Annotated in this window: 9 protein-coding genes; 3 read left to right on the top strand and 6 right to left on the bottom strand. The window is 38.0% G+C overall.

Features of this window, described 5'->3' with window-relative positions:
- Positions 1-198: 198 nt before the first annotated feature.
- From QX565_RS02835 to QX565_RS02810, 6 genes are all read right to left on the bottom strand, one after another.
- The gene (locus tag QX565_RS02835; protein ID WP_289291168.1) at positions 199-2,316 is read right to left on the bottom strand and encodes a leucine-rich repeat protein; all 2,118 of its coding nucleotides are present in this window, start codon (positions 2,314-2,316) and stop codon (positions 199-201) included.
- A 433-nt stretch (positions 2,317-2,749) separates the two neighbouring features.
- Positions 2,750-5,974, bottom strand: a complete 3,225-nt coding sequence (locus tag QX565_RS02830; protein WP_289291166.1) for a glycoside hydrolase family 2 TIM barrel-domain containing protein — start codon at positions 5,972-5,974, stop codon at positions 2,750-2,752.
- 31 nt (positions 5,975-6,005) lie between these two features.
- Entirely contained in the window at positions 6,006-9,659 is a 3,654-nt protein-coding gene (locus tag QX565_RS02825) for a DOMON domain-containing protein (protein ID WP_289291164.1), read from the bottom strand.
- Positions 9,660-9,672: 13 nt separating this feature from the next.
- The gene (locus tag QX565_RS02820; RefSeq protein ID WP_289291162.1) at positions 9,673-11,493 is read right to left on the bottom strand and encodes a glycoside hydrolase family 88/105 protein; all 1,821 of its coding nucleotides are present in this window, start codon (positions 11,491-11,493) and stop codon (positions 9,673-9,675) included.
- 251 nt (positions 11,494-11,744) lie between these two features.
- Positions 11,745-13,121 (bottom strand): hypothetical protein, encoded by a 1,377-nt coding sequence (locus QX565_RS02815; protein WP_221648502.1) that lies wholly within the window; start codon positions 13,119-13,121, stop codon positions 11,745-11,747.
- A 117-nt stretch (positions 13,122-13,238) separates the two neighbouring features.
- A complete protein-coding gene (locus QX565_RS02810; RefSeq protein WP_289291159.1) occupies positions 13,239-15,830 on the bottom strand; it encodes a glycoside hydrolase family 31 protein in 2,592 nt (863 codons plus the stop codon).
- Between the two features lie 432 nt (positions 15,831-16,262).
- Between QX565_RS02810 and QX565_RS02805 the strand changes: the two genes are divergently transcribed.
- Genes QX565_RS02805 through QX565_RS02795 form a run of 3 tightly spaced genes read left to right on the top strand, consistent with a single transcriptional unit; the run spans position 16,263 to position 23,475 of the window.
- Positions 16,263-20,246, top strand: a complete 3,984-nt coding sequence (locus QX565_RS02805) for a hypothetical protein (RefSeq protein ID WP_289291157.1) — start codon at positions 16,263-16,265, stop codon at positions 20,244-20,246.
- Between the two features lie 54 nt (positions 20,247-20,300).
- Positions 20,301-22,580 carry a GH92 family glycosyl hydrolase gene (locus QX565_RS02800; RefSeq protein ID WP_289291155.1) on the top strand — a complete coding sequence of 760 codons (2,280 nt, stop codon included), beginning with the start codon at positions 20,301-20,303 and terminating at the stop codon, positions 22,578-22,580.
- Entirely contained in the window at positions 22,570-23,475 is a 906-nt protein-coding gene (locus QX565_RS02795) for a DUF4380 domain-containing protein (RefSeq protein WP_221648498.1), read from the top strand. The genes QX565_RS02800 and QX565_RS02795 overlap by 11 nt, the downstream gene beginning before the upstream one ends.
- The last annotated feature ends 2 nt before the right edge of the window (positions 23,476-23,477 follow it).

Here is a 23,477-nt window from a genome sequence, read left to right as displayed (position 1 = left end):
TAATGTCAGAGTAACTTCTTTTTCCACCCAAGCAAACATCACTTCTGATATGCAAAAGATGATTGCAATCAGAAAAAAACTTTTTAAATAAGAAATTTAAGCTTTTCATAAAAGATTAATTATTGTGTGTTTATAAATGTATTAGAGAAATAAACAAAAGATTAAATTTAATGCTAATATTCCGTCCATCAGTCCTTTTTATTTCTTTACAAATCGGATAGCTATATTGTTTATTTTCAATATATATACACCACTCAGAAGATTGGAGACAGATATTGCTTCACCTATAAACTCTTCTTTTGTAATCACATTTCCCTGCATATCAAAAATAGTATAAATACCATTAGTAATACCTGTCAGTTGTATATAGTCTATAGCCGGATTAGGATACAAACCAATTATAACTCCTTCTGCATCGTGGATACCTGTTGTTCCTTTAAAATTTGCAACAATAACCACATCGCTGGCGGGCATAATAAATGTAGTGTTCTCATTTTTTTCATCTGCAAAGATAACACCTTCTGTTGTAGAAGACCAATTTGTAAATTCTCCATACTTTGTATTTGCTGTTATTGAAACGACTTCTCCTGCAAAGGCTTCCAGCGGAGCATCCCCCCTGGTAATGTCAATCATATACAATATATCATAAACCGCTTCTATTGTGACTTCGTCATCAACCATCGTAAAATAAGTTGTTGTAGCCTGCGGATTTCCAATAACGACCTCTTCACCCTGAATTATTTTCCACTCTTTAAAGTATACGGTGGTTCCGTCTACTACTTTTGTAGCTCCTGTTCGAAGTGGAACTATTGTACCGAGGGCCGCAGCTCCACTGGTAGATATTGTTGCGCCAGTGATTGTGTACGGTTTCGGCTCTTCAAAAACAGCTGTGATAGCCACGTCATTATTCGGCATTTTGAAGTATGTCGCCGGTTCACTTTCATTTACAAAGACTGCACCTGTAGTCGACTCCCAATGGGAAAATGATCTACCGTCAGGAGCATCATCTGCAACAATCTTTATTGAATACCCAGCTGCAGAATAATTCTGAATGGCAGTTCCCCCCGATACGGAAATTTCTCCATATGTAACAATCTGACTGCTCGTAAAGCTCCCTCCCCCACCTTCGGGGTAATATTCATTCACAAATTGGCTGGTAAGATAGGTTGCGTGTGCACTTGCCGGTACAGCAAACTTAACACTGTTACCATTCGATTCCCTAAAAGTCGAATTTCCTGTCAACCTTGGAGGAGTGGTTGCTTTACAAACAAATTGCTGAATAGTAGACCCAAGGCTATTAAAGGCCTCTCCGTCTATCGTTTCTATAGTAGAAGGTAATTCGATATATTCTATTGGTATTTTTATATCCAAAGTAGCTTGTCTGAAAGCTCTGTATCCAACATGTTTAAATCCTTCTGTAAAAACAACCCGCTTCAAGCTTGATGCATAGGAAAAAAAACTCATCGGTACACTTTCGACAAGACTCCCATCAACGACCAATGATTCGGTATCATTGGCTGGAGGGAAATACATAAACTCTTTGGTTACTACATTTATTAATATCCCTTCGATTGAGGCAAAATTTGGATTTCCCGCTTTCACCTCAATTCTTTTTAATCCTGTCACATGTTCGAAAACCAAATCAGTAGTAGCGCCAAATCTATTCAAAGATTCAGGAATAAATAATTCTTCCAGTTGATGGTTATAAGAAAAAGCCTGTTCTCCTATAGTTGTAACACCATCAGGCACAACATAAGATATTGCTGTTTTTCCACAAGGATACTTAAGCAGGAGTGCTCCTCCTTGTGCATAAGCAACTCCTTCATGAGAAGATAGATTCGGATTGTCGGGAAACTCAAAAGCAGTAATTCCCTGACAATTGGTAAACCTGCCAACAAGAGCTTCTTGGCTTATCAGAGTCTTCGGAAAAGAGACAACTCCCTTCAATGCACTATTATTGAAGGCTCCTATCCCAATCGTCTTCATATTCGCCGGAAACTTTATCGTTTCAAGAGTTGTATTACCAGCAAAAGCATTGGGCGTAATAATTTCCGTATTAAGATCTCCTGAAAAATCAAGTTCTTTCAGGTTTGGCATTGCAGACAACGTAACAAAATCGACCTCATTTAAGATTGCACCATTAGATGTGGTAACTACCAATCTTTCGGTATTTGCTTTTTGCTCGTCGGTAAGTAATGACGATAATGTGCCCGACTGAGATACATTTAAATCTAAGGAAAACATCGGTATTCCTGGAATAATCATCAGTACAATCATCAACAAATGTTGTTCAAGAGTAGAAATTTTATTTTTCATGTACATTTAAGTTTAAATAAGATTAATAGATTCACAAATATAGCGACACCGTGAATCAGAGGAGATGTCAAAACGAGTAGAAAACAGAAACAAAAAGAGTTCAAACTTTGCACAGAAGCCTAATAATGTGTAATTAACAAATAAAGAGCAGTACAACAAGAAAGACAAGAGACCCGGATAGGAATATCCAGTATGTATTCACGCAAAATAAGATAAAGAATGGAGAAAAGTCTAAATGAATGATCGAATAAAAAGCAGACTAGGCTCCTTTTTATTCAAAACCTGTCTGCTTTCAAAACAACTGGAAGGCTAGTCAACTACTACACAGTAGTTGATCGTTCCCCCTGGTAACTTCCCGGGATATCCATTGAAAAATATTTCTATTCCTCACCAATGAAGTATCTGATTTAGCTTTTTCCCAAAAGACTATTTATTATTTTCGTATTGGATAAATGCAAAAACTAAACGATACAGGTTTGGCAAAAAGAATATATTTTTCCAAAGGAGGAGGACCACAACTCCTATTTCCTATGGGATAAGTTTTATAATCAATATTCCATGTAACATTATCTGTATATTTCAGCTGATTTTCATTTTCGGCCTGCGACAAATTTTCAAGCGAGTAATGCATCACGCTTGTCTCTATATAAGGTTTGCCTTCAGCAATAAGTCCTATCCCGTTATCATCTGATAGGGAAGCCCATAAACAACGATATTTATTTCCATTTTCTTGCGGATAAGTATGATGCGTAAATTGTTCATCCACAGATCCGGAAAAGATACCTAAACGAGCACCGGAATGCCTATCATTATAAGAATCGAAAGGCCCATATCCATACCATGAAAAGTTTTCACGGCCCTCTTTTACTGTCATTGTATATCCTACGCGTGGAAAACTTACAATATTTCCATAAGGTCGGAGTTCTGTATCTACCTGAATTTTCCCAGATGGATAGACTGTATAGGTGGTTGTATAATCCACATACTTTTTATTCCCTGTTTTCTGAGCCCGATAGTTCGTCATGATAATAATCGAGCCATCCTTACTCTGCGTTTGCTTAAATGATTTCAGTGTATGCTGAAGACAATCTAATCCGGCTTCTACCCACTGGCGGGAAATCTCATTTCCTTCCGGATTATAGCCTCCGTCATTTTGTGTAGGGGCACGCCACAAGTTGAGTTGCGGACCTTTTTGCAGGAATTCCTTCCCTTCAATCAACCAGTTCTGTAAAAAACCGGACTTTCGATTAAATGTCACATCAAGATTATCGTTATAAATTCTTATTTCATTTTCTTTTTTCTGAACATTCAATTTACTGTTTTCGCCTTCACCTCCGTCGGTCAGTTCCATATTGGCCTCTTGCAATATGAATTGTTCAAATGCAATTTCAAATCCTTTAGAAGCCCACACCGTATTTTCTTTGAGATAAGCATTCACCTCTAATACAACTTCACCTTTTAAGTCAGAATAATCAACATTAATCTTCGCCTTAGAAACTGATTGCGGAAGAGCATCCAGCTCTCTCAATATTCCTTCTTTTATAACCTTGCCATTATTCATCAGCTTCCACGAAAAATCGAAAGACGACAGCGGGAGGTAATTATACTCGTTTTTAACAAATAATTCGTTATTCTTCAATTCGAAATTTATCTGCTGATATATCTTCTTACATTCATATAAGGCAGGTTTCGGTTTCCTGTCAGCAAAAATTAGTCCATTCGTACCATTTATCGAAGAAAAATATTCTTTGCCGGTGAGACTATCTTTCCGGATAAGACTTTGGTCTACCCAGTCCCAGATATAGCCTCCAATCAGCCGGGGATATTTTTTTACAGCATTCCAGTATTCCTGATGATTGCCTAAAGCATTTCCTTTCGCATGTGCATATTCGCACATCATAACCGGACGTGTTTCTCCCTCTTGTGTAGCCAATTTGATTATACCTTCTACCGAAGGGTACATCGTACTTACAACATCAACAGCAGGAGGTTCCGGTGGATTAACCGCAGGACGATTCGTTTTCATAAAATCGAGTCCATAGCCATACTGACGTGATCCACCGTTATGCAGATAAGCCTCAAAATGTATCAGGCGTGTGGGATCGTAATCTTTCACCCATGATGCCCGTGCAGCATTGTTATATCCAACCCCTGATTCATTTCCCAATGACCAGAAAATGATAGAAGGATGGTTTTTATCTCTCTTCACCATACCGGTCACACGTTCCAACTGAGCAAAAAGCCACAACTCATTATTCGATAGTTCTGCATCTGCACCACATGTTTCAACATTTGCCTCATCCATTACGTAAATGCCATATTCATCGCAAAGGTCGTAAAATACAGGATCGGTAGGATAATGGGAAGTACGTACTGAATTGAACCCAAACTGCTTCATTAACCGTACATCCTCTACCATTCTTTCATAAGGAATTGTTTTTCCATACCAGGCATCATGTTCATGCCTATTTACTCCATATACATATTCCCGTTTACCATTAACGTATAGTTCTCCGTTTTTAACCTCCACATTGCGAAATCCGATACGGGAACTTCTTGCTTCTACGATATTACCTTTACTATCTTTCAAGGTTAGGACTATTGTATATAAGTTAGGTATTTCGGATGACCAAAGCAACGGAGCTTTAACATCGGCTTCCAAATATTTGGACAATACATAGTTTTTCTGATATTTTTCATCCCTGATAGTTTGTGCAGGTATAGACATATGTACATTCGGATCAGGAGTACCATCCGAAGTGTACAATCTGGCTTCAAGTACCCATCCTGATATATCAATGTTTTTCCCGGAAATAAAAGGGCGTATCCGCAATTTAGCGTCTTTATAATCTTTATCTAAGTCAGTTATTACTGCAAAGTCCTGAATAAAAACATCCGGGCGTGTTTCCAAATAAACATTCCGGCAAATACCATGGAAACGCCATTGATCCTGATCTTCCAAATAGGAACCGTCACTCCATCTTAATACCTGAACAGCCAATTGGTTTTCTCCTTTTTCCAGATAAGAACTTATATTAAAAACTGAGGGCAAAGTACCACCATCTTCATTGTATCCAACTTTCTTTCCATTGATATACAAATAAAAAGCTCCTCTCACCCCAGAAAAATGGATTAATACATCTTGGTCACTCCAGTCGGAAGGTACTGTAAATGTTTTCCGATACAACCCGATGTGATTATCTTTCCGAGGTACAAAAGGCGGATCTATGGGGCGGAAATCATATCCCTGTCCACAATAGACCTGTTTGCCATACCCCAGCATTTCCCAGGTGGAAGGAACGGAGATATTGTCCCACGAAGACTCATCAAAACCAACCTTCATAAAATCAGCAGGAAGATTTCCCCAGTCTGTTATGAACTTAAATTTCCATTGTCCGTTCAGCGATTTATAACGGGAAGATGTATTTACGTTTACCTGCAATGCTTCTTCTTCTGAAGAAAACGAAATGGACGTGGCACCATAAGGCTCCCTGTTAATACTGTTTATCAGAGGATTCTCAAATTCGTTCAGTCCAAATCCTATTATATGAGTATCATAAGCCGGACTTCCGTTGGGCGGAAGCGGCAATTCCTGTTCTTGTGAGAATGCACAGGAAAAGATACCGGCTAATAATATCGTTATTATCTGCTTTCTCATTTTTACTGTAAAATGCTGTTGGATAAATAATTTATTTTTCAACTCCGAATTCCACTTCATTCGCCCAATGTTCTTTCCAATCAGGATGAAATGCTCTCGAGTTTATTTTTGATACACTGCGCTCTTTGGCTATTTCCATACAAGCCGCGCCAGCTGTGTCGTTATTGATACGTGCCGAGAATTTTATTTTTTCTCCTTTGTCAATTGCTTTTTTCACATCCGGTAATTCCGACCAGGGTATCGCACACTCATAATAAAGTGTATTGCCCTCACGAAGAACGATCAACTTACCATCTTTCACAGCTCCATCGTAAGGTGATTTGGGTTGACGTGGATAAAAATGCTTGCGAGGCATACCGGGAACAAGCATTCTCCATATTTCATATCCTCCACCATATTCGGGAGCTACCGTATTGAGGGCATATTCATAATCGGTACATTTATAGCCGATATAGCGAGGCATGGTTCCCTTGGGATATGCTTCCATCCCATCTTCTCCGACAGGTATCACATTGAACGCAATAAGGATGTTATCTGTCGAAATGCCATTTACACCATCGGGTAACACCGGTCTTTTTCTATATGTAAACCGACGAACCTTTTCGGGCCATGCCAAAGGTACTAAGTCATCCTGGGAAACAATATTACACGCTATATCCGATGGTAATGACGAGTCTGAACCGACCAGATAATAACCGGTTTTTCCATACCTACCAATCCAGTTTCCAATCGTATCAAAATCTTTGCCAATAAGGATTACAGATGCTTCTGTTCTGGCTGTATTTACCTTATTGTCCGATGAATCGAAGAAAACTCCCGCCAGTTTGGTTGTATACCACCATCCATAAGCTGAGCAACGCACACGCACATTACCCGACAAATCAAGTGTCAGAAATGTACCGTTCCAAAGTTTATCTATTTTTGTAGTCAATAGTTCTTTACCGCTATTCTTGTCATAAACAGTTACAGATACTCCATTCTGATTAATACTCGGGAAATAGAAAGAGGTGCGGGTATATTTGTCTTTTGGCAAGTCGAAATCCATACCAATGGATTGGGTAGTAGATATATTTTCTATATAATTCATTACACGTCCTTTTCCCGATGGCAATTGTAATGCACTTTGGTTGGATTCGGATACTTGTGTAGTAACCATAGTCGATTTCATTGCATATATGGTTTGCATATAGGCCGTATCAGGGTAGAAATACTCATCGTCATCACGAGTTTCAAAACGTATTGTACCTTTATGCGGAGTATTATCTGCAACCTTTGCTGCAAAGTAGAAATATTTATTATCATAGGCCATATATGTTTGGGCAAATCCTTCAGCATTCAAATCAAATTGCTGATACGGATGCCATGCTGCTTCGGTAAGGGAGACACTGGCTTTTGAAGTCTCTATGGTCTGAGGAATGACTCCCGACCAATCGTTCAGTTTTCCGTCTACAACAATACTTCTTTTCGCTATTAAATTTACGTGCATATCTTCCCAATGTACAGCAATGCCGTCTTTATCGGCATCGAAATGAACCTCCAGCGGGTACTTATTCTCTATATTGGGCTCTCCTTCAACGACTTTTACTTTCACAATTTTGGTTTCATATGCCTTAAAAGAAAGATTCTCGGGATAAGAAACTTTCAAACCGTCAAAGTTTAACTTCAACATCCCTTTTACAGGTCGGTTGAGGATATTAGTTAACTGTAATTCCATTTCGGGATTTTCAGTAATGGGACTTATAAAATCTTTTGGTATGATTTCCAAAGGTTCGTAGCCTTCAATTCTTGATTTCTTGATTGCTGTAATCAATTTATCAAAAGAACCTCTCTTCCCATTTACCCGAAGGTAGTAACCTTGATAATTAAGCGGTACTTCATATACCCCCTTATACGGGGCTATTTTATTTCCATAAAAATCATACAATAAAAATGCCGGATCAGCTTTTATTATCATCTTTCCATCAGTAATCGGATAATAAGTACTCAATTCCTTTTCTATAGCCCGATATTCCTCACTACCGCGTGACAAGGTTTTAAGCCGTCGTTTCCACTCCACCCTTTTCGCAGTATTTGTCAGGCTCCGAACGTTACGGAAAAGGACATGTTCGGGTCCAAACGCATCACCCAGATCTCCGGCTATAACAACTGTTCCATCTTCTTTATTGTCATCATAACCATCAAACACCATCACCCACGGTAATCCGTTCTTAAAAAGTATTTCCCTAAATTCACGTTCGCCTATAAGACTTTGTACAGCACCCATAGCAGCGGCAGTAGACCATGTATTGTGTAACTTCGGAATGGTTTCCGTACCCATTTCAGTACGAATAGTCGTGGTACGAGCCGAACGACTTGGTTCGCCTGAATACATATAACCACCGAAAATACCCATCGAACGATCGTATCCGCTCGAGCGATTAGTAGCAACCACTAGTCCAATACGATCATCGGTATTTCCTACCCAGCTTTCCGTATCCCATATTTTCACACGTCCTTTATAATCTTTCCTGTTGTTCCATTCGGGATATAGTACCGGTGCCTCTATTCCCTGGTAATGAATAGAGAGAAAATCGAATATAGGCAATATATCCATGGTACCATCAGCGAAGAATTTATCCAAAGCATTCGAATTAGAATCTCCACCTCCGACCAACACATCAATACCTTCTTTCCGGGCCTCTATTACGCCCTCTGCCATTTTCTTATATTTCTCGTTATAACGTATCATATCAGCTTGCCAACCCGATATAGACGCTCCTTCCCACGGTTCATTCCACAGGCAAACGGCAGTAACTGGTCCTTTCGGCCAGCCGAATTTCAAACAGATCTCTTTTACATATTTTTTAAAATCTTCATCCAGACCGGGCATCCATGCAAGATCTTGTTTGGTTCGCAGGAAATGTCCGTTCTCGTCAAGATGAGGACGTGTAGTTCCTAATGGTATAGATGTCGCAGTACGCCCTTCGCCAAACATCAACATCACAGTAATGTTATTATCCATATACTTTCGCATTTCGCTGGTGAAATCCTGCATATATTTCTGATACTCGGGATCTGTTGTCGGTATAAACGGAATAGCGTGGCGTATGGACTGCACTCCCACCCGACTAAGAAAATCAACACCTAAATCATCTAATGACTGTTTCGGATATTGCATTTTTACCGGAGATGGTTTTATGCTGTAAGCAAAACTTGTTCCCAGCCTCCTACCATTTTCTCCTAAGTCAAAAACCACAGCATAACCTCCGTAATCTTTGATATCATCTACCGATACTGATATATTCGTATATCCATTGGGAGAAATCAAAATATGGGCCGGAATGATTTTTTCATAATCAAGTTTTACTATCTTCGGTAACCAGATATCATTAGGAATACCTTTTGTTCCATACCGGATAATATGTATACGGGCATCTGTATCTATCACTTTCTGTGTATTATTTACGAGTTGAAATTTAAAATCAATGTTATCCCCAGGCCAGAACACATTTGCCGGGGCCGTTGATTCTATCAGGGTGACATCGAAATCGTAATAACGTAAGTTATTTTTTACGCCCATCACTTCTTCATATCCAAGCCAATCTTGAGGTGCTTTCATTTGAGCAAAAGATGTAGCACCGTAAAAAAAGAAAAGGATTGAAAATGAAATCATCCACTTCTGTAAAATATTGACATTCAATTTCATAGTATTTTAATTCTTATTTCTTATCGGAATCTATCATTCGTTGAACCTCTATCCCAGCAAATATTACAGCAAAAGAGCCATGTGTGTCATCGTCATAAAACGGACGGTTTACATAATATTCCACATCTTCGGTACACATCGTTCCTACACAGATTTTATGTACAGTTCCATCATCTTCTATTTCCGATGATATCGCCTCCCAACCTTTCAGAACAACAGGCATATATGTTTTCTTATCCAACCATCCATATCTTACCCCACGTGCCATAGCCATTGTAAAAATAGCTGTCCCCGACACTTCAGAAGGAGAATCGCTTCTGTCTATAACATTATGCCAAAAGCCCAAATTATCCTGATACTTAATTAACTCTTTTACAAATGTAATATATTGATTGAGTATCTGTTTGTACTTCGGATGTTTTTTAGGCAAATACATCAATACATCCGACATAGCCCATATGGCCCAGCCGTTTGCCCGCGACCAATGAGGAAGTTTTATTTCAGGACGTGATGTATAATTAGCATGCATATATAGTTTTGCATCTTTATCCCAAACATGCTTAGTAAAATCAATGATCTGACTTGCTGCATCGTCAAAAAATACTTTCTGTAATTCGGGCGAATCAGCATATAATCCGGCCTGTATCAGAAAAGGAATCCCCATAAACATATCGTCTACCCATACTGTGAATTCTTCAGGAGTTGTGCGGGTGTAATTGGTCATCCCCTTACTTCTTATCTGACCGAAACGTGCATACTCGATCATTTTATCTATAAATGTTTTATAGATTTCCCGGTTTTTAAAATCTGGTTCGTTTCGAAGACGATATATGAGAGGCAGAGAGGGTGCTAATGTAAAATCAAGTAATGTTGAACCGATAACCAGCGAATTGGCAGAATTGAAGTATGCTTTTAAGTTATTTACCTGATAATCGACAAAAGGTAATCCCTCCATCTGATAATCACAAAAATCAACAGCCCATTGATTATATCTATCATCATGGGTTAACTCGGTTAACTGCTGCATAGCCCAGGCAACACCACCATTATGATAATTCCATTGATAGGTTGTCCCCCAAGGTGCGGGATCAATCATTTTTCCCAACAACTCCACCTTGGGTATTGTCCATGTAACAGCCCCATCAAGTCCGGCATACATGTGTCCGAAAATAAACTCTTCTTCTGGTTCGTATACATTATTAATATCAGGAGCAAAAGGACCGATCACTAACCAATTGGTAAGACCAGATACTTTTTCATCTATATTCTTCACATTTTTCAATCCTATTTCAGGATATTGCGGACTTACGGTAAATACTGCATCTTTCTCACTCGGCGGCTGTATAAATACACACCATTCTTTTCCACCGAACGACTCAGATTTTATCAGGATATCATTATTTCCTTTTTTTAGAGGCAAATTAAATGAAAACGACATTTCAAGACTTCTCTCTTCTTTTACTATCGCTACATCACGTTTACCGTATTTTTCATATACAAGATTTCCGTTACACCATATTTTACAAGCATCGTTGTGTTCTATTTGCACACATATAGTTGTATCTTTTGGAAAGGACATTTGCGTATAAGCATATCCTACAGCTCCATATCCTTGTCCAAAGGTTCGCCCAAAATCGACAAACTTGAGGTAATTGAATTTATCGGACTGACAAAACAAATCCAGTTTGTATGCGAAAGGAGTTTCTCTTATAAGTTTGTCGCCAATTTTCCGAACGGTAACGACCGGAGATTCTTTAAACTGCTGAGAGATTACTTTTACAGGAAAAAAAAGACTCAGCACAAAAAAGTAAATCCACATTTTGTTTTTCTTCATATGGTAGTAGAATATTAATTTAAATAATTCAAGATAACTAATGCATTTGTTAGGTTATTTGCAAAAGTAATTGCCCTGCGTCATTGCAAAACCTTCTAAATACCCATAAAATGAAGATAAAGTACAAACAAAATACGAACAAAAACATATTGAATTAAAAATCAATATCTTACAAATCAAAAAGGAGGTCATAATTAAATGACCTCCTTTTATAAGTATATTTATTAATCAGCTATTTTAAGTAATTACAGTTAATGAAATTCTTCATTGAAATTTTCTTCATACACTAATTCTCCATCAGGCTTAGATATTTTCACCCAGTCTACAGCCCCGCAACCTTTAAATCGTAGAATAAGCTCATTAGCAAATCCGAGTAAGTTGTTATAGCCCATATTAAGTACAGCCTTTCCGTCTACGTAGAATGTTGTTTTTTTATCAATAACCTTTATCTTCATTACGTGCCACTGCGAAGGATTAAAATCGAATTGCTGCAAACTATACTGATCTCCCTTGATTTCGTTCTCTCCACTGACAAACTTAATATAAGCATAACAATTTTCGTTCATAGCAAAACCATGTACTCCAGTATCCGAACTTATGTACATCATAATGTCACCACAAGGTATTGCATATTCCTTTGCTGAATTACGAACTTTTGCCTCAAAAATAAAATTGTCACCATTCACCAGATTTTCCTTATAAAATATATAGCTGACAAATATATGGTTAGATTGAGCATCTAACGGAATGCTATCAAATGGCAGGCTAACATAACCATCATCGTTTAGTGCCTGACTAATAGGAAAAGTTTTATATATATTTTTTCGTTCCTCCCTAACGGATACAGACCATCCTGATTTACGGCTTTGCAATAAAATCTTTCTTATTTCTTTATCTTTATATTTTAAATAACAAAAACTTTCTCCTTCATAAATATAAGTTGTATTCACCGAATGTGAACCTTTTAACAGCTTCCTTTCCAATATATCACCGTTGGCTTCTTTATATACAATCGTTATTTCATCGAAAACCGGAGAAGGAATATCGTATGAAAACGTTACAGTTAAAGGAGATGTCCCTCTTACCCGTGATACTGAGAACTCGATCTTTGAAATCAAATAATCGATATACATATCCTTTAATTTATATTTATAAAGGAAATATCCGGCGATAATAATCATAAAAAACAACACCATATAAAAATAACGCTTATTCCGTCTCTTTATATGGTTGGATATTCCTTTCGAATATTGACCGATTCTATTTTTCCCGGATGCGGTTTGTTCTTTTTCAAGATTTTCAGTATCCTGCTCCTCATCATTTTCTTCCGGTATAAGATCAACCGCCTCTTGCTTTGTTTTTTTCATAACAAAGTCCGTATATCCTTTATATCCGAGGAAAATACAAAGTGCTTCTTTGGTTGCTAACTGCGGATTGCTCGTGCGTTGCTGGAAAAATCGCTTTAAGGTATTGGCATTTACGTTTATTCGGGTAACTTCAAGAAGCATGTTCTCCAATGTCTTGAATTGATTAAGATTCCATGTATCAGAATGCCCCCAAGATTTTAACCGAATATTATATTCCTCGATTATTTCCTTTACATACCCTTGTCCCTTTACTTCGTTCATACTATTAGAAATCTTATTTTTTTCAAAGATAATTGTTTTTCGAGTTCCAAACAACAAACAAGCCAAATAAATGCGACTGCATCTATTTCATTAAATTACAAACCGCCCCGGAATTTATTATTCATTCAACAGCGTATTTAACTGCTTATAAGCTTCGCCAATATTTTCTTCAAACGATTGGATATGTTCATAAAACTTCTCAGGTTCATACTGTATTATCAGATTGGTCGACTCACAGAGACCTATAATATCCGTCGTTTCCCAACGTGCATTTTTATATTTCATCTTTGTCACTGACTTCCCAAATTCCCTGAATTGTTTGACAAACCCTCTATTTACATCTGTTTCCTTTTGCTTATTATAAAAAACACTTACACATTGTACATTATTACAATTGGTTAGGGGAAGATAAATTTCTACTGATAAGTCTTTCCCGACATAAGCCCAGGTATTTTCCTGAGGAGTTAATGAGTAATTGATTTCATGCCCGTTGATTAATATTTTTTCGGGCATCTCCACCCCATAAAGTTTGATTGTATATTTCTTATTTGCAGGCATACCTTTATATTCACCTTGCCGCGGATAAATGGTGAGGGTCTGGATTCTGTCATTATACGTAGACCTTACTTCTGTTTTAGAAAATGATTTATCGTAATCCTTGCTATCACCTGCATCTTCATAAATAAAGCATTCGTCGTTAGAATGGGCAAAAACTCCAAGCATCATATTTTCCGGCTCAACCGATAAATTTTTAGCGCCAACATACATCGGAATAATAGCTCCGGCTTTGATATAAATAGGATATTCCTCTATTGTGAACTCACGGGAAACCTCTTGTCCACCCGAAAGCATTGTTCCGGTATGCCATTCGAACCAGTTATCACCCTCCGGTAACCAAACTCTTACATTAGATTTACCGTCAATCATAGCTTCACCTATAGGAGCTACTAAAATATCGTCACCAAACATATACTGAGTCTTATACCGATACGAATTTTCATGACGGGGATAATCGTAATACATCGGACGGCACAAAGATATACCTTCATCATAGTTTTTTCTCGCCATTGTATAAATATAGGGTACCAGCTGATACCTTAAATGAATACTGGCCAGTAATGCATCGAAATATTCACCTCTGAAATTCCATAATTCCTTATTAAGAACAGAATTCTTCGTAGAATGTGTTCTAAAAATAGGACTTAGGGCACCATATTGCATCCAACGGGTAAAAAGTTCCGGCTCCAGATAGTTGTTTCCTGCTGTTTTATGATCGTTGTCCGTTCTGAATGTATGCCCTCCTATATCATGACTCCAATAACCATACAATACATTTGATGCCGAATTTGTGAAATAGGGTTGATAAGCTAACGATTTCCAAGAAATGATAGCATCTCCCGAAAATCCGATCTGATAACGATGATTGCCCAACCCTCCCCAGCGATGATATATCAACGGACGTTTTTCGGAATTTCGTTCCATATCCGAAAAAAACACATAATTAATCCACCACGTATTATTCAATGTCTTTATTTTCTTATCATATATCCACTGCTGCCAGTCTATCCACCAGAAATCAACGCCTTCCTTTTCCATTGGATGCAACACTACATCAAACAAGGTTTTCATAAATTCCTTATTTGAACCTTCGAAAGGAATATTTTTATTTAGCGAAATATCAAATTTCATTTTTTTTGCAAATTCTTTATATGGAGCCTCGTAAGGGGCAATCCCAGATGCAGGATGAAGATTCAAAGTTGTTTGCAGGTTCTTACTTTTTACCCATGATAAAAAATTACCAGGGTTGGGAAATAATCGTTTGTTCCATGTCCATCCGGTCCAATGTGCTCTTTCCCCAAACTCATCTTTAGGAGCAATATAAAGACTATCTGTATAATGCCAATTCATATCAACTACCAATACATCCAAAGGGATGTCATATTTCTCAAAATTATGAACCAATTCCCTCATCTCATTATCAGAGTAACTCCAAAAACGAGACCACCAATACCCAAAAGCATAACGGGGAGGAAGTGGTACTTTACCTGCAATAAGACTATAATCGTACAAAACAGATTTATAATTTTTCCCATATCCAAAGAAATACCAGTCCTGGCTGTTCTTTCGTTCCCTTTCTTTTACCCATGCCCAATCGCTATCATCAAACAAAAGTGATTGCGAATCATCAATAATAGTCCAGCCATCAGTCGCCAGCAAACCATCTTCCAGTTGCAGTTTATTACTGCCTTCCGGCGAATGAATATGGGTTTCACCATCATGAGCATCCAAAGTACGCGAGGTCCCTTTCAAATTATTTTTTTGCTTCATTCCCGGTTTCCATAAGAAGGCATCAATCTTATCCAGATATTTTATCTGCACATTTTTATCTGTGAATTTTCCAGAATTGATTTTATATTTCAACTCCAATTTGTCTGTCGTGATGATAAGCCATCCACCTTTCTCTTTTTTAGTATACTGCGGTACTGGCAGATTCCGGTTTATAAAAATAAAAGAAGCATCATCGTTAAAATGAGACAGACTATCCCACTCCATTCGGATGGTACCCGATGTTAGTATAGTAAAACGAACTTCATTGGAAATAACAATGGCATCGGGTGCAGCAAAACCAGCATGTTTTGCATGTGTAACATTTACTAATAGTATTAAAAATAATACCAAATTCAATTTGACTCCCAAAAACTTACTCATAATTTATTATTTATTGTGATTGATACTTAACAGACTGGCTTATTCTTCTCTTCATCTGAAAAAGATTTTTTTTATCATAGTATAACTGGATTTGTCTAATCCTCATCTAAACATGGTATTTATATTTTATCTGCCTAACTTATAAGGTAGGCACGATAGCAAAGTCAGCCAAGCATCTTTTATATGAAAGATCAGCGCAAATATATGTTTTTTTTTCGTGCAAAAAGTGTCAAACGACATAATTTTACAAGGCTGATTAATTTGTTATCCACACGTAACACACTATTATTCAACATCATAAAATTATTGTTCACATTTTGCCTCCTTTTTGTATATACTTTATATTTGTTTTATTTAAGCCGAAAAACAATTAAACACCTAAATTTGTAACAAATTCAATTTTTCAGCATATCTTTTAATAATATAATACCGATGAAACACTTCTTTTCTATTGTTACTTTTATATTGATATTTATATCGGCCCATGCCTCCAGTGGCAATACCCTCTTATTTAAAGAGGGTAAAGCAACAATCATAGTCGAAGACCATCTGTCTCATCCTCTGTATTGGTGGCCAACGACCTTGTTGACCTATGAAATTATTTTTGACAGCCGTATTTCCAAAACGGAACTGGTGTTAATCAACGAGGAAACCAACAATCGAATTCCTTTTCAATTATCAGATATCGAAACACTCGAATCAGGAAGCATAAAAGCCCAGTTACATTTTATGACCGACTTGCCCTCAGGGAAAAAACATGCATTCGCACTACAAAAAGGAATACCTCAAACTACCAACAACATAAATATTGAGAAAAAAGGAAATTACTATCAGGTTACCACGAATAAGTTCTCTGTTATGATACCAGCTTCACAAAATGGAGCAAATATATCTGGTCCGATTTATAGCATATCTAAAGATAAGCAAGAATGGATCGGAAAATCGTTTTTCAATATCAAGCAACACTCGGATATAAAACTCGAAACAAAAATAATTTCATCCGGCGATTTGTTTACCGAGTTTGAACTTCAATACACTTTTTCTTCAGGCGAAAAGTACAAAGCATATGTAAAATGTGTGCATAACTACGACTTCATAGAACTAAAAGAAGAAATGAGCGGTTTCTCCGAAACGAATCATTACTCGTTCAATATGGAGTGGAGTAATTTTTCACCTACCCATCGGCAAGCTCCTAACCATCCTTATGGTGGTCCCAAAGTAAATGCACTGGGATTTGAGAGATATGACTGGGAAAAAATCGACCTGACCAGGCTAAACTCACACCATGGAATTACAGAGTCGATATCCAACGATGGAAAAATGCCATTTGAAGTAGGGATTTTCGGAAACTGGCCTGCCGAAACCAACGTCACATCATCCGTATTCTGGGACGAAAAAGACAACCAATCCGTCGGGTTGTTCGTAAAAGACCTGGAAGGTTGGAACAGCTATAAATATCCGATATGGATAGATACACAAGAATTAAGCATAAAATTATACTACAACAATTCTTTATTAAGATGGTCTTATCCATTGGTTAACGGAACACGTACTTCTGCTTTGAGTTTTTATCCGCATCAAAAGGATATCGATCACATGAATAACCTGGAAAAACTTACGCAGCCAATATCAAATCCCGACGGAACACATTATAAAGTGGCAATGGGACAGCAATCGTATAACTCATTCCTACAAAATAGATATAGTACATTAGATCTGAACGTAGTAAAAAACTGGTGTTTGACTTATCCGGATTCACTTCCTGTACAAGAAGTTATTTTTGAAAATGATAAGAACATGACACCTAAAGAATTCGAGCAACGTTTTTTCTACGGACATTTTTCGAACGAATTGCCAATGAGTGGACCTTGTCAGAATAGTGGATATGGGCCTACATCTTCACGTCTGTTTTACGAGGAATATGTGTGTATGATGAATGCACTTATGCCACAAATGAGCCAGGATCAAAGGAAACGAATGATCGCCATGTTCTTAGTACATGCCTACATTGCAGCTGGTGAAGAATATATGCCGATGAAACACATGCTAAGCGGACATCCGAATTTCCTAAGTGATGTAAAATCCGTTCCGGCATTCGCATCATACCTGTTTCCCGCACATCCGAAGGCTTCAGAATGGGCGGATATGTTCGAGAAATATATCGATCTGAACACCCAACATCACGTACGTCCCGATGTGAAAGAATGGAATGCTATCGGAGGTAGATGGACGGAAAATATAAGTACCTATCTTTGGGCAAATTTAAGGCCCTCTTTACGTGCTAATTACCTCATGCAGCATTATCTGGATGGAAAAAAGCGGATGGCAAATAAAGAGATGGCCATGGTAGGTTCTTTTGTCCTCAATTCGCTTTCGGCTCCTTTCAATGGCGAATCACTGGACTTCTATAAAAACGAGCAAGGACGATTAGACGGTATGCTATATTGGGGAGTTGTGACTCCCGAAATGGCACCATCCAGAATATTTCCCCCACAGGGTGCACATGCTATCAGAAGGCAGCCACCAAACGGATATTGGCTTTTAGGAAAAGAGCTGGAAAACTATGATCCGCTGTTATCTGAAAACATACGGTATGTTTCCCGTCCCGAAGACGAGGACACAGAAATTTATAGCAGGGAAGCCAATTCTTTCAGGCTTATGTATCCACTTGACACAAAAGATACCGGTACACCGCCCATATTAGAAAGTACCAAAATAACCGGATATGGGATTGTGCTACGTGCCGGAGTGAATACAGATGATGAATTATCCATTCATTTAGGGCAATTGGATAATGGGCCTAACTATCGTTGGGGAATTGTAGGAGAAGGCGGTTGCGGTACAATCTATTTTTACGCTAACGGTAAATCGTACAGTAACAACGATAAGGAAGACATTGGCGACCGGCGTTTACAGGATACCGATATGTCGACAGGTTTTGGAGTGTTCAAAGATGAACGCTTCAAGGCAATAGGCAGAAATGAACTGACACGTCCGATGTACAACCTTGGTGTTGGACAATTTGCCGAAATCACCGCATCGCAGGATAGCAAGTATTCGTGGCCGGAGTATCAAAGCCGCAGTATCATGCTGTTGGGCAGCGATTACTTCCTCATTTATGACGATGTATATAATCAGAACATAGCAAGCCGCTTTAGTTGGTTTACGCATTTGGAAGATGATTTTCCTGAATTGCAAAACATAAAAGGCGGAGGCCCCGGATACGTTTTCTGGGATACTAATCCGGATGTTATAAAACTGACAGCAGTCAGAACAAAAGGAATCTGGTTTGACGGAACAGGAGATTTCCTGACATTCGTTTCCCACAAAAAAGGATACAAAAATACGGCAAAACCCTACGGATGTATTATCACTTCTCCCGAAGGAAATGAGGATTATATATTTCGGATCGATAAACCTATCGACGTAGATGAAAACAACATTATATTCTCGGGAACTGCGGGTTTTATACGGAATATACCGGGACAACAAGAAATGGCTATTTTTCACGGAAGCAAAATCGGAAACAGCCAATTTGAAATCAGACCACAAAGTACGGATGCAGGACTTAGTGCAGTATTCACAAGCCCGGATAATATTAAAGGAGAGTTTTACTCCATGGACGATGAAGAGGTTATCTTTTCCTGGACCTCTGCACCTGTTTCAGTATCTTTCTATATAGACGGTATCAAACAAAAGGCATTTATAAAAAATAACCAAATGACCGTTCGTTTCCCAAAAGGAAAACATATTTGGAATCTGACAAAAGGTCTACCCGATTTGGTTCAGCCACAAGTAAAATATACCTCAAATGAGAAAGGGTATGTTAAGTTTTCGGTATATCCAGTACAAAGCGCACAAAGTTATTGCTACGAATACAGTACCGACCAAGGCAAAACCTGGAAACTATATAAGGAACAAAAGGAAAATTCGATCCTTATAAAACCCACAGCAAACGAAAGAAAAGGTTATGTCCGTGTATATGCCTTAAACAAAGAGAATAGAAGTAAACCATCGGTAATATATCCGGTATATTTTACTTCAGAAAAACCGTACTTCCCCGATGGCTTAAAACTTAAAAAAGAAGACAAGCAATATACTCTGAATTGGGGAAAAGTACTTGGATGCAATGAATACAGATTGTATAGAAGAAGTAAGAATGGCGAATACAAACTAATATACAAAGGTTCCGAAAGCCAATTTACAGACACTAATGTTGGAAAAGGTATTCTGGAGTATGCAGTTTCCGCTTTCAATGGAAACGGAGAAAGCAAATTATCGAATGCAGTAACCAGTGACAACCAGAGCTGGCTAAACTTTGTACCAATAAAGGAAAATAAGTTTCGAAGAAGTGTAACCATTGACGGAGGTACAGATCTACACGATAACAAAGTGTCGACTTACTACCCCGAATAAAGATAATCATCTATCAATTCTGAATAACGTCAATAACAATATATACCTAAAAATATGAGAAAATATACATTAATCCTGCTTGTAGCTGTACTTGTTGTAGGATGCAATTCATCAAAAGATAAAAAGGCATTTAAGGACGATATTTTAAATTATGTCAATCCGTTTATAGGAACAGCAGGGCATGGGCATACTTTTCCCGGAGCAACATCCCCCTTCGGGATGGTTCAGCTAAGTCCCGATACCGGATTGGAAGGATGGGACTGGTGTTCGGGATACCACTATTCCGACAATTCAATAATAGGATTTTCCCATACCCATTTATCGGGCACGGGACGTTCAGACCTTATGGATGTTATGCTGATGCCTTTTGTCGGGGATGTAAAACTACAGGCAGGAACAAAAGAAAATCCTGACTGGGGTTACCGTTCTCGTTTCTCACATGATGAAGAATGGGCCTCTCCCGGATATTACAAAGTCAATCTGAAAGACTATGATATAATGGCTGAACTGACAGTATCACCCCGTTGCGGTATTCATAGATATACATTCCCGGAAAATATAAATTCCCATATAATTCTTGACTTATCACATCATTTCTCTACCGATTCTGTCATTTATACATCATTAGAAGTTATAAACAATAACACAATTACCGGACAACGAAAAACAAAAGGATGGGGAGAGCCAGGCGAAAAATATTGGAGTAACCAACAATTATTTTTCGCTATGCAGGTATCAAAGCCTTTTCAATCTGCGAATGTTGTCACAGACGACATGATTATAGAAGATAAAAGAGCGGAAGGTAAAAATATAAAAGCGATCCTTAATTTCGAGACAAAACAAAATGAAAAAGTACTTATAAAAGTTGGCATATCGGCAGTCAGTATCGAAAATGCCCTTAAAAATCTATCTAACGAGATTCCTGATTGGAATTTCGATGAAGTATTGGCTAAAACACAAGCTGAATGGAGAAGTAAACTATCGACAATAGCCGTAAGTGCACCAGAGGAAACAAAAAACATATTTTATACAGCATTCTATCATTCACTTTTGGCTCCTTGTCTTTACAATGATGTGAATGGTGAGTATCTGGGTTCAGATAAAAAAGTTCATACGACCCAAGATTTTTCAAATTATACAGTAATGTCGTTATGGGATACTTTCCGGGCCCAGAATCCATTGCTTACACTAATAACACCCGATAAAACAAACGATATAATTAATTCCATGCTCGCGCAATACGACGAATATGGTTTATTGCCTGTGTGGTCGTTATGGTCGAGCGAAACAAACTGTATGATAGGCTATCATTCCATTCCTGTAATTGTAGATGCTTACTTTAAAGGAATCAGGGGTTATAACGTAGAAAAGGCCTATGAGGCAATGAAGGCTTCGGCTATGCAGGATGAATTTGGCGTCAAAGAATTAAAACAATACGGATATATCCCTTATGATAAATATAATAAGTCCGTATCTACTTCTTTAGAGTATTGTTACGATGACTGGTGTATAGCTCAAATTGCAAAAGATCTGAAAAGAAATGACGACTACAAATACTTTATGAAACGAGCTGCCACTTACAAAACCTATTTTGACAAAGAATATAAGTTAATGAATGGCTTCTCGTCAAAAGGGAAATTTCGCCGTCCGTTCGACCCGTTCTATTCATCTTATGGCGAGTGCGACTGGGTGGAAGGAAATTCGTGGCAATACTCCTTTTTTGTTCCACACGATGTAGAGGGATTAATCGCGCTACATGGTGATAAAAACACTTTTGCCGAAGCACTGGACAAATTATTCTCGGTACCTACCGATATGTCAGGACACGATGTGCCGATAGATATTACAGGGTTGATAGGGCAATATGCACATGGAAATGAGCCAAGCCACCATGTAGCCTATTTATATAATTATGCAGGACAGCCGCATAAAACCCAGGAAAAAGTTCACGAAATAATGACTACATTATACACTACTCAACCAGACGGTTTGTGCGGCAATGAAGACTGCGGACAAATGTCAGCCTGGTATGTATACAGTGCAATGGGCTTTTATCCGGTAAATCCTGCCGGAGGAGTATATGTTTTCGGAAAACCGATGCTCGATAAAGCGGATTTGAAAATCGGAGCCAACACCTTTACCATAGAAGCCCATAACCTGTCGAAGGAAAATATTTACATTCAATCAATAAAGCTAAACGGAGAAAAATATAACAAGTTGTATATCACGCATCAAGATATAGTAAAAGGAGGTAAACTCGAATTTGAGATGGGAGCACAACCTTCTACCAATGAATTTATATTAACCATACCAAACAGATGGGATGAACAGTAAGGCTACAAAATATATTGTCCTTTTAGTATTTTTGGTACCGACTATCGCAAAAGGTCACAATAACCATACCATAAGGTGTACAGAAAATGTATACACCTTATCATTAGGAGATTTGTCATTCAGCGTATCAGCTGAAACCGGAGGACGTATCGTCTCATTCCGAAGGGGAGAAAGCGAATTACTGACAACGGATGCTGTAAATCCTGTTTATTATGGAGCTACTTTCTGGCTTTCACCCCAGGCTAATTATTGGCCTCCTTGTCCGGCCATAGACAAATTACCCTATGAAGTCCGGATCGATGAGGAAAAGTTATCTATGACAAGCCAGATTGACAATACAAATATTTGTATTACAAAAGAATTTTCAATCTCGGTAGCCGATACTTCCATATATATCAACTATAAAATAAAAAACACATCGGATAAAATACGAAAATTGGCTCCCTGGGATGTTTCGCGTGTATCAGGAGGATTAAGCTTCTTTCCGATTGGAGAAAAAGACGACCAAATAAATAAACCAGGAATACCGACAACCTATATCGAAAATGGTATTTTATGGTTTCCTTTCGTTAAGGAAGAAAATATGCCGGCACAAAAGCTGTTTAGTACAGCTAAAGAAGGATGGATGGCCCATTATTATAAAAATATACTTTTTGTAAAATGTTTCCCCGATATTCAGGTTAAGGATACCCCACCCGGGCAAGGTGAAGTAGAGTTTTTTATAGCTCCGGACGGGAAATACATCGAACTCGAAAATCATGGAGAATATATTTCACTTGCTCCAAATCAAAGTATAGAGTATAACCAGAAATGGTTTTTAATACCTACCGGATATGGAAAGACCAAAGAGGACCTGCTTTTTATCATCAGGAACTTAAATAAAGAAATAAAGTAAAA

Source organism: Bacteroides sp. 41_26 (assembly GCF_949740115.1).
GTDB lineage: Bacteria > Bacteroidota > Bacteroidia > Bacteroidales > Bacteroidaceae > Bacteroides > Bacteroides nordii.
The sequence above is the reverse complement of the archived record's forward strand: the minus strand, read 5'-3'. Positions and strand labels throughout refer to the sequence as shown.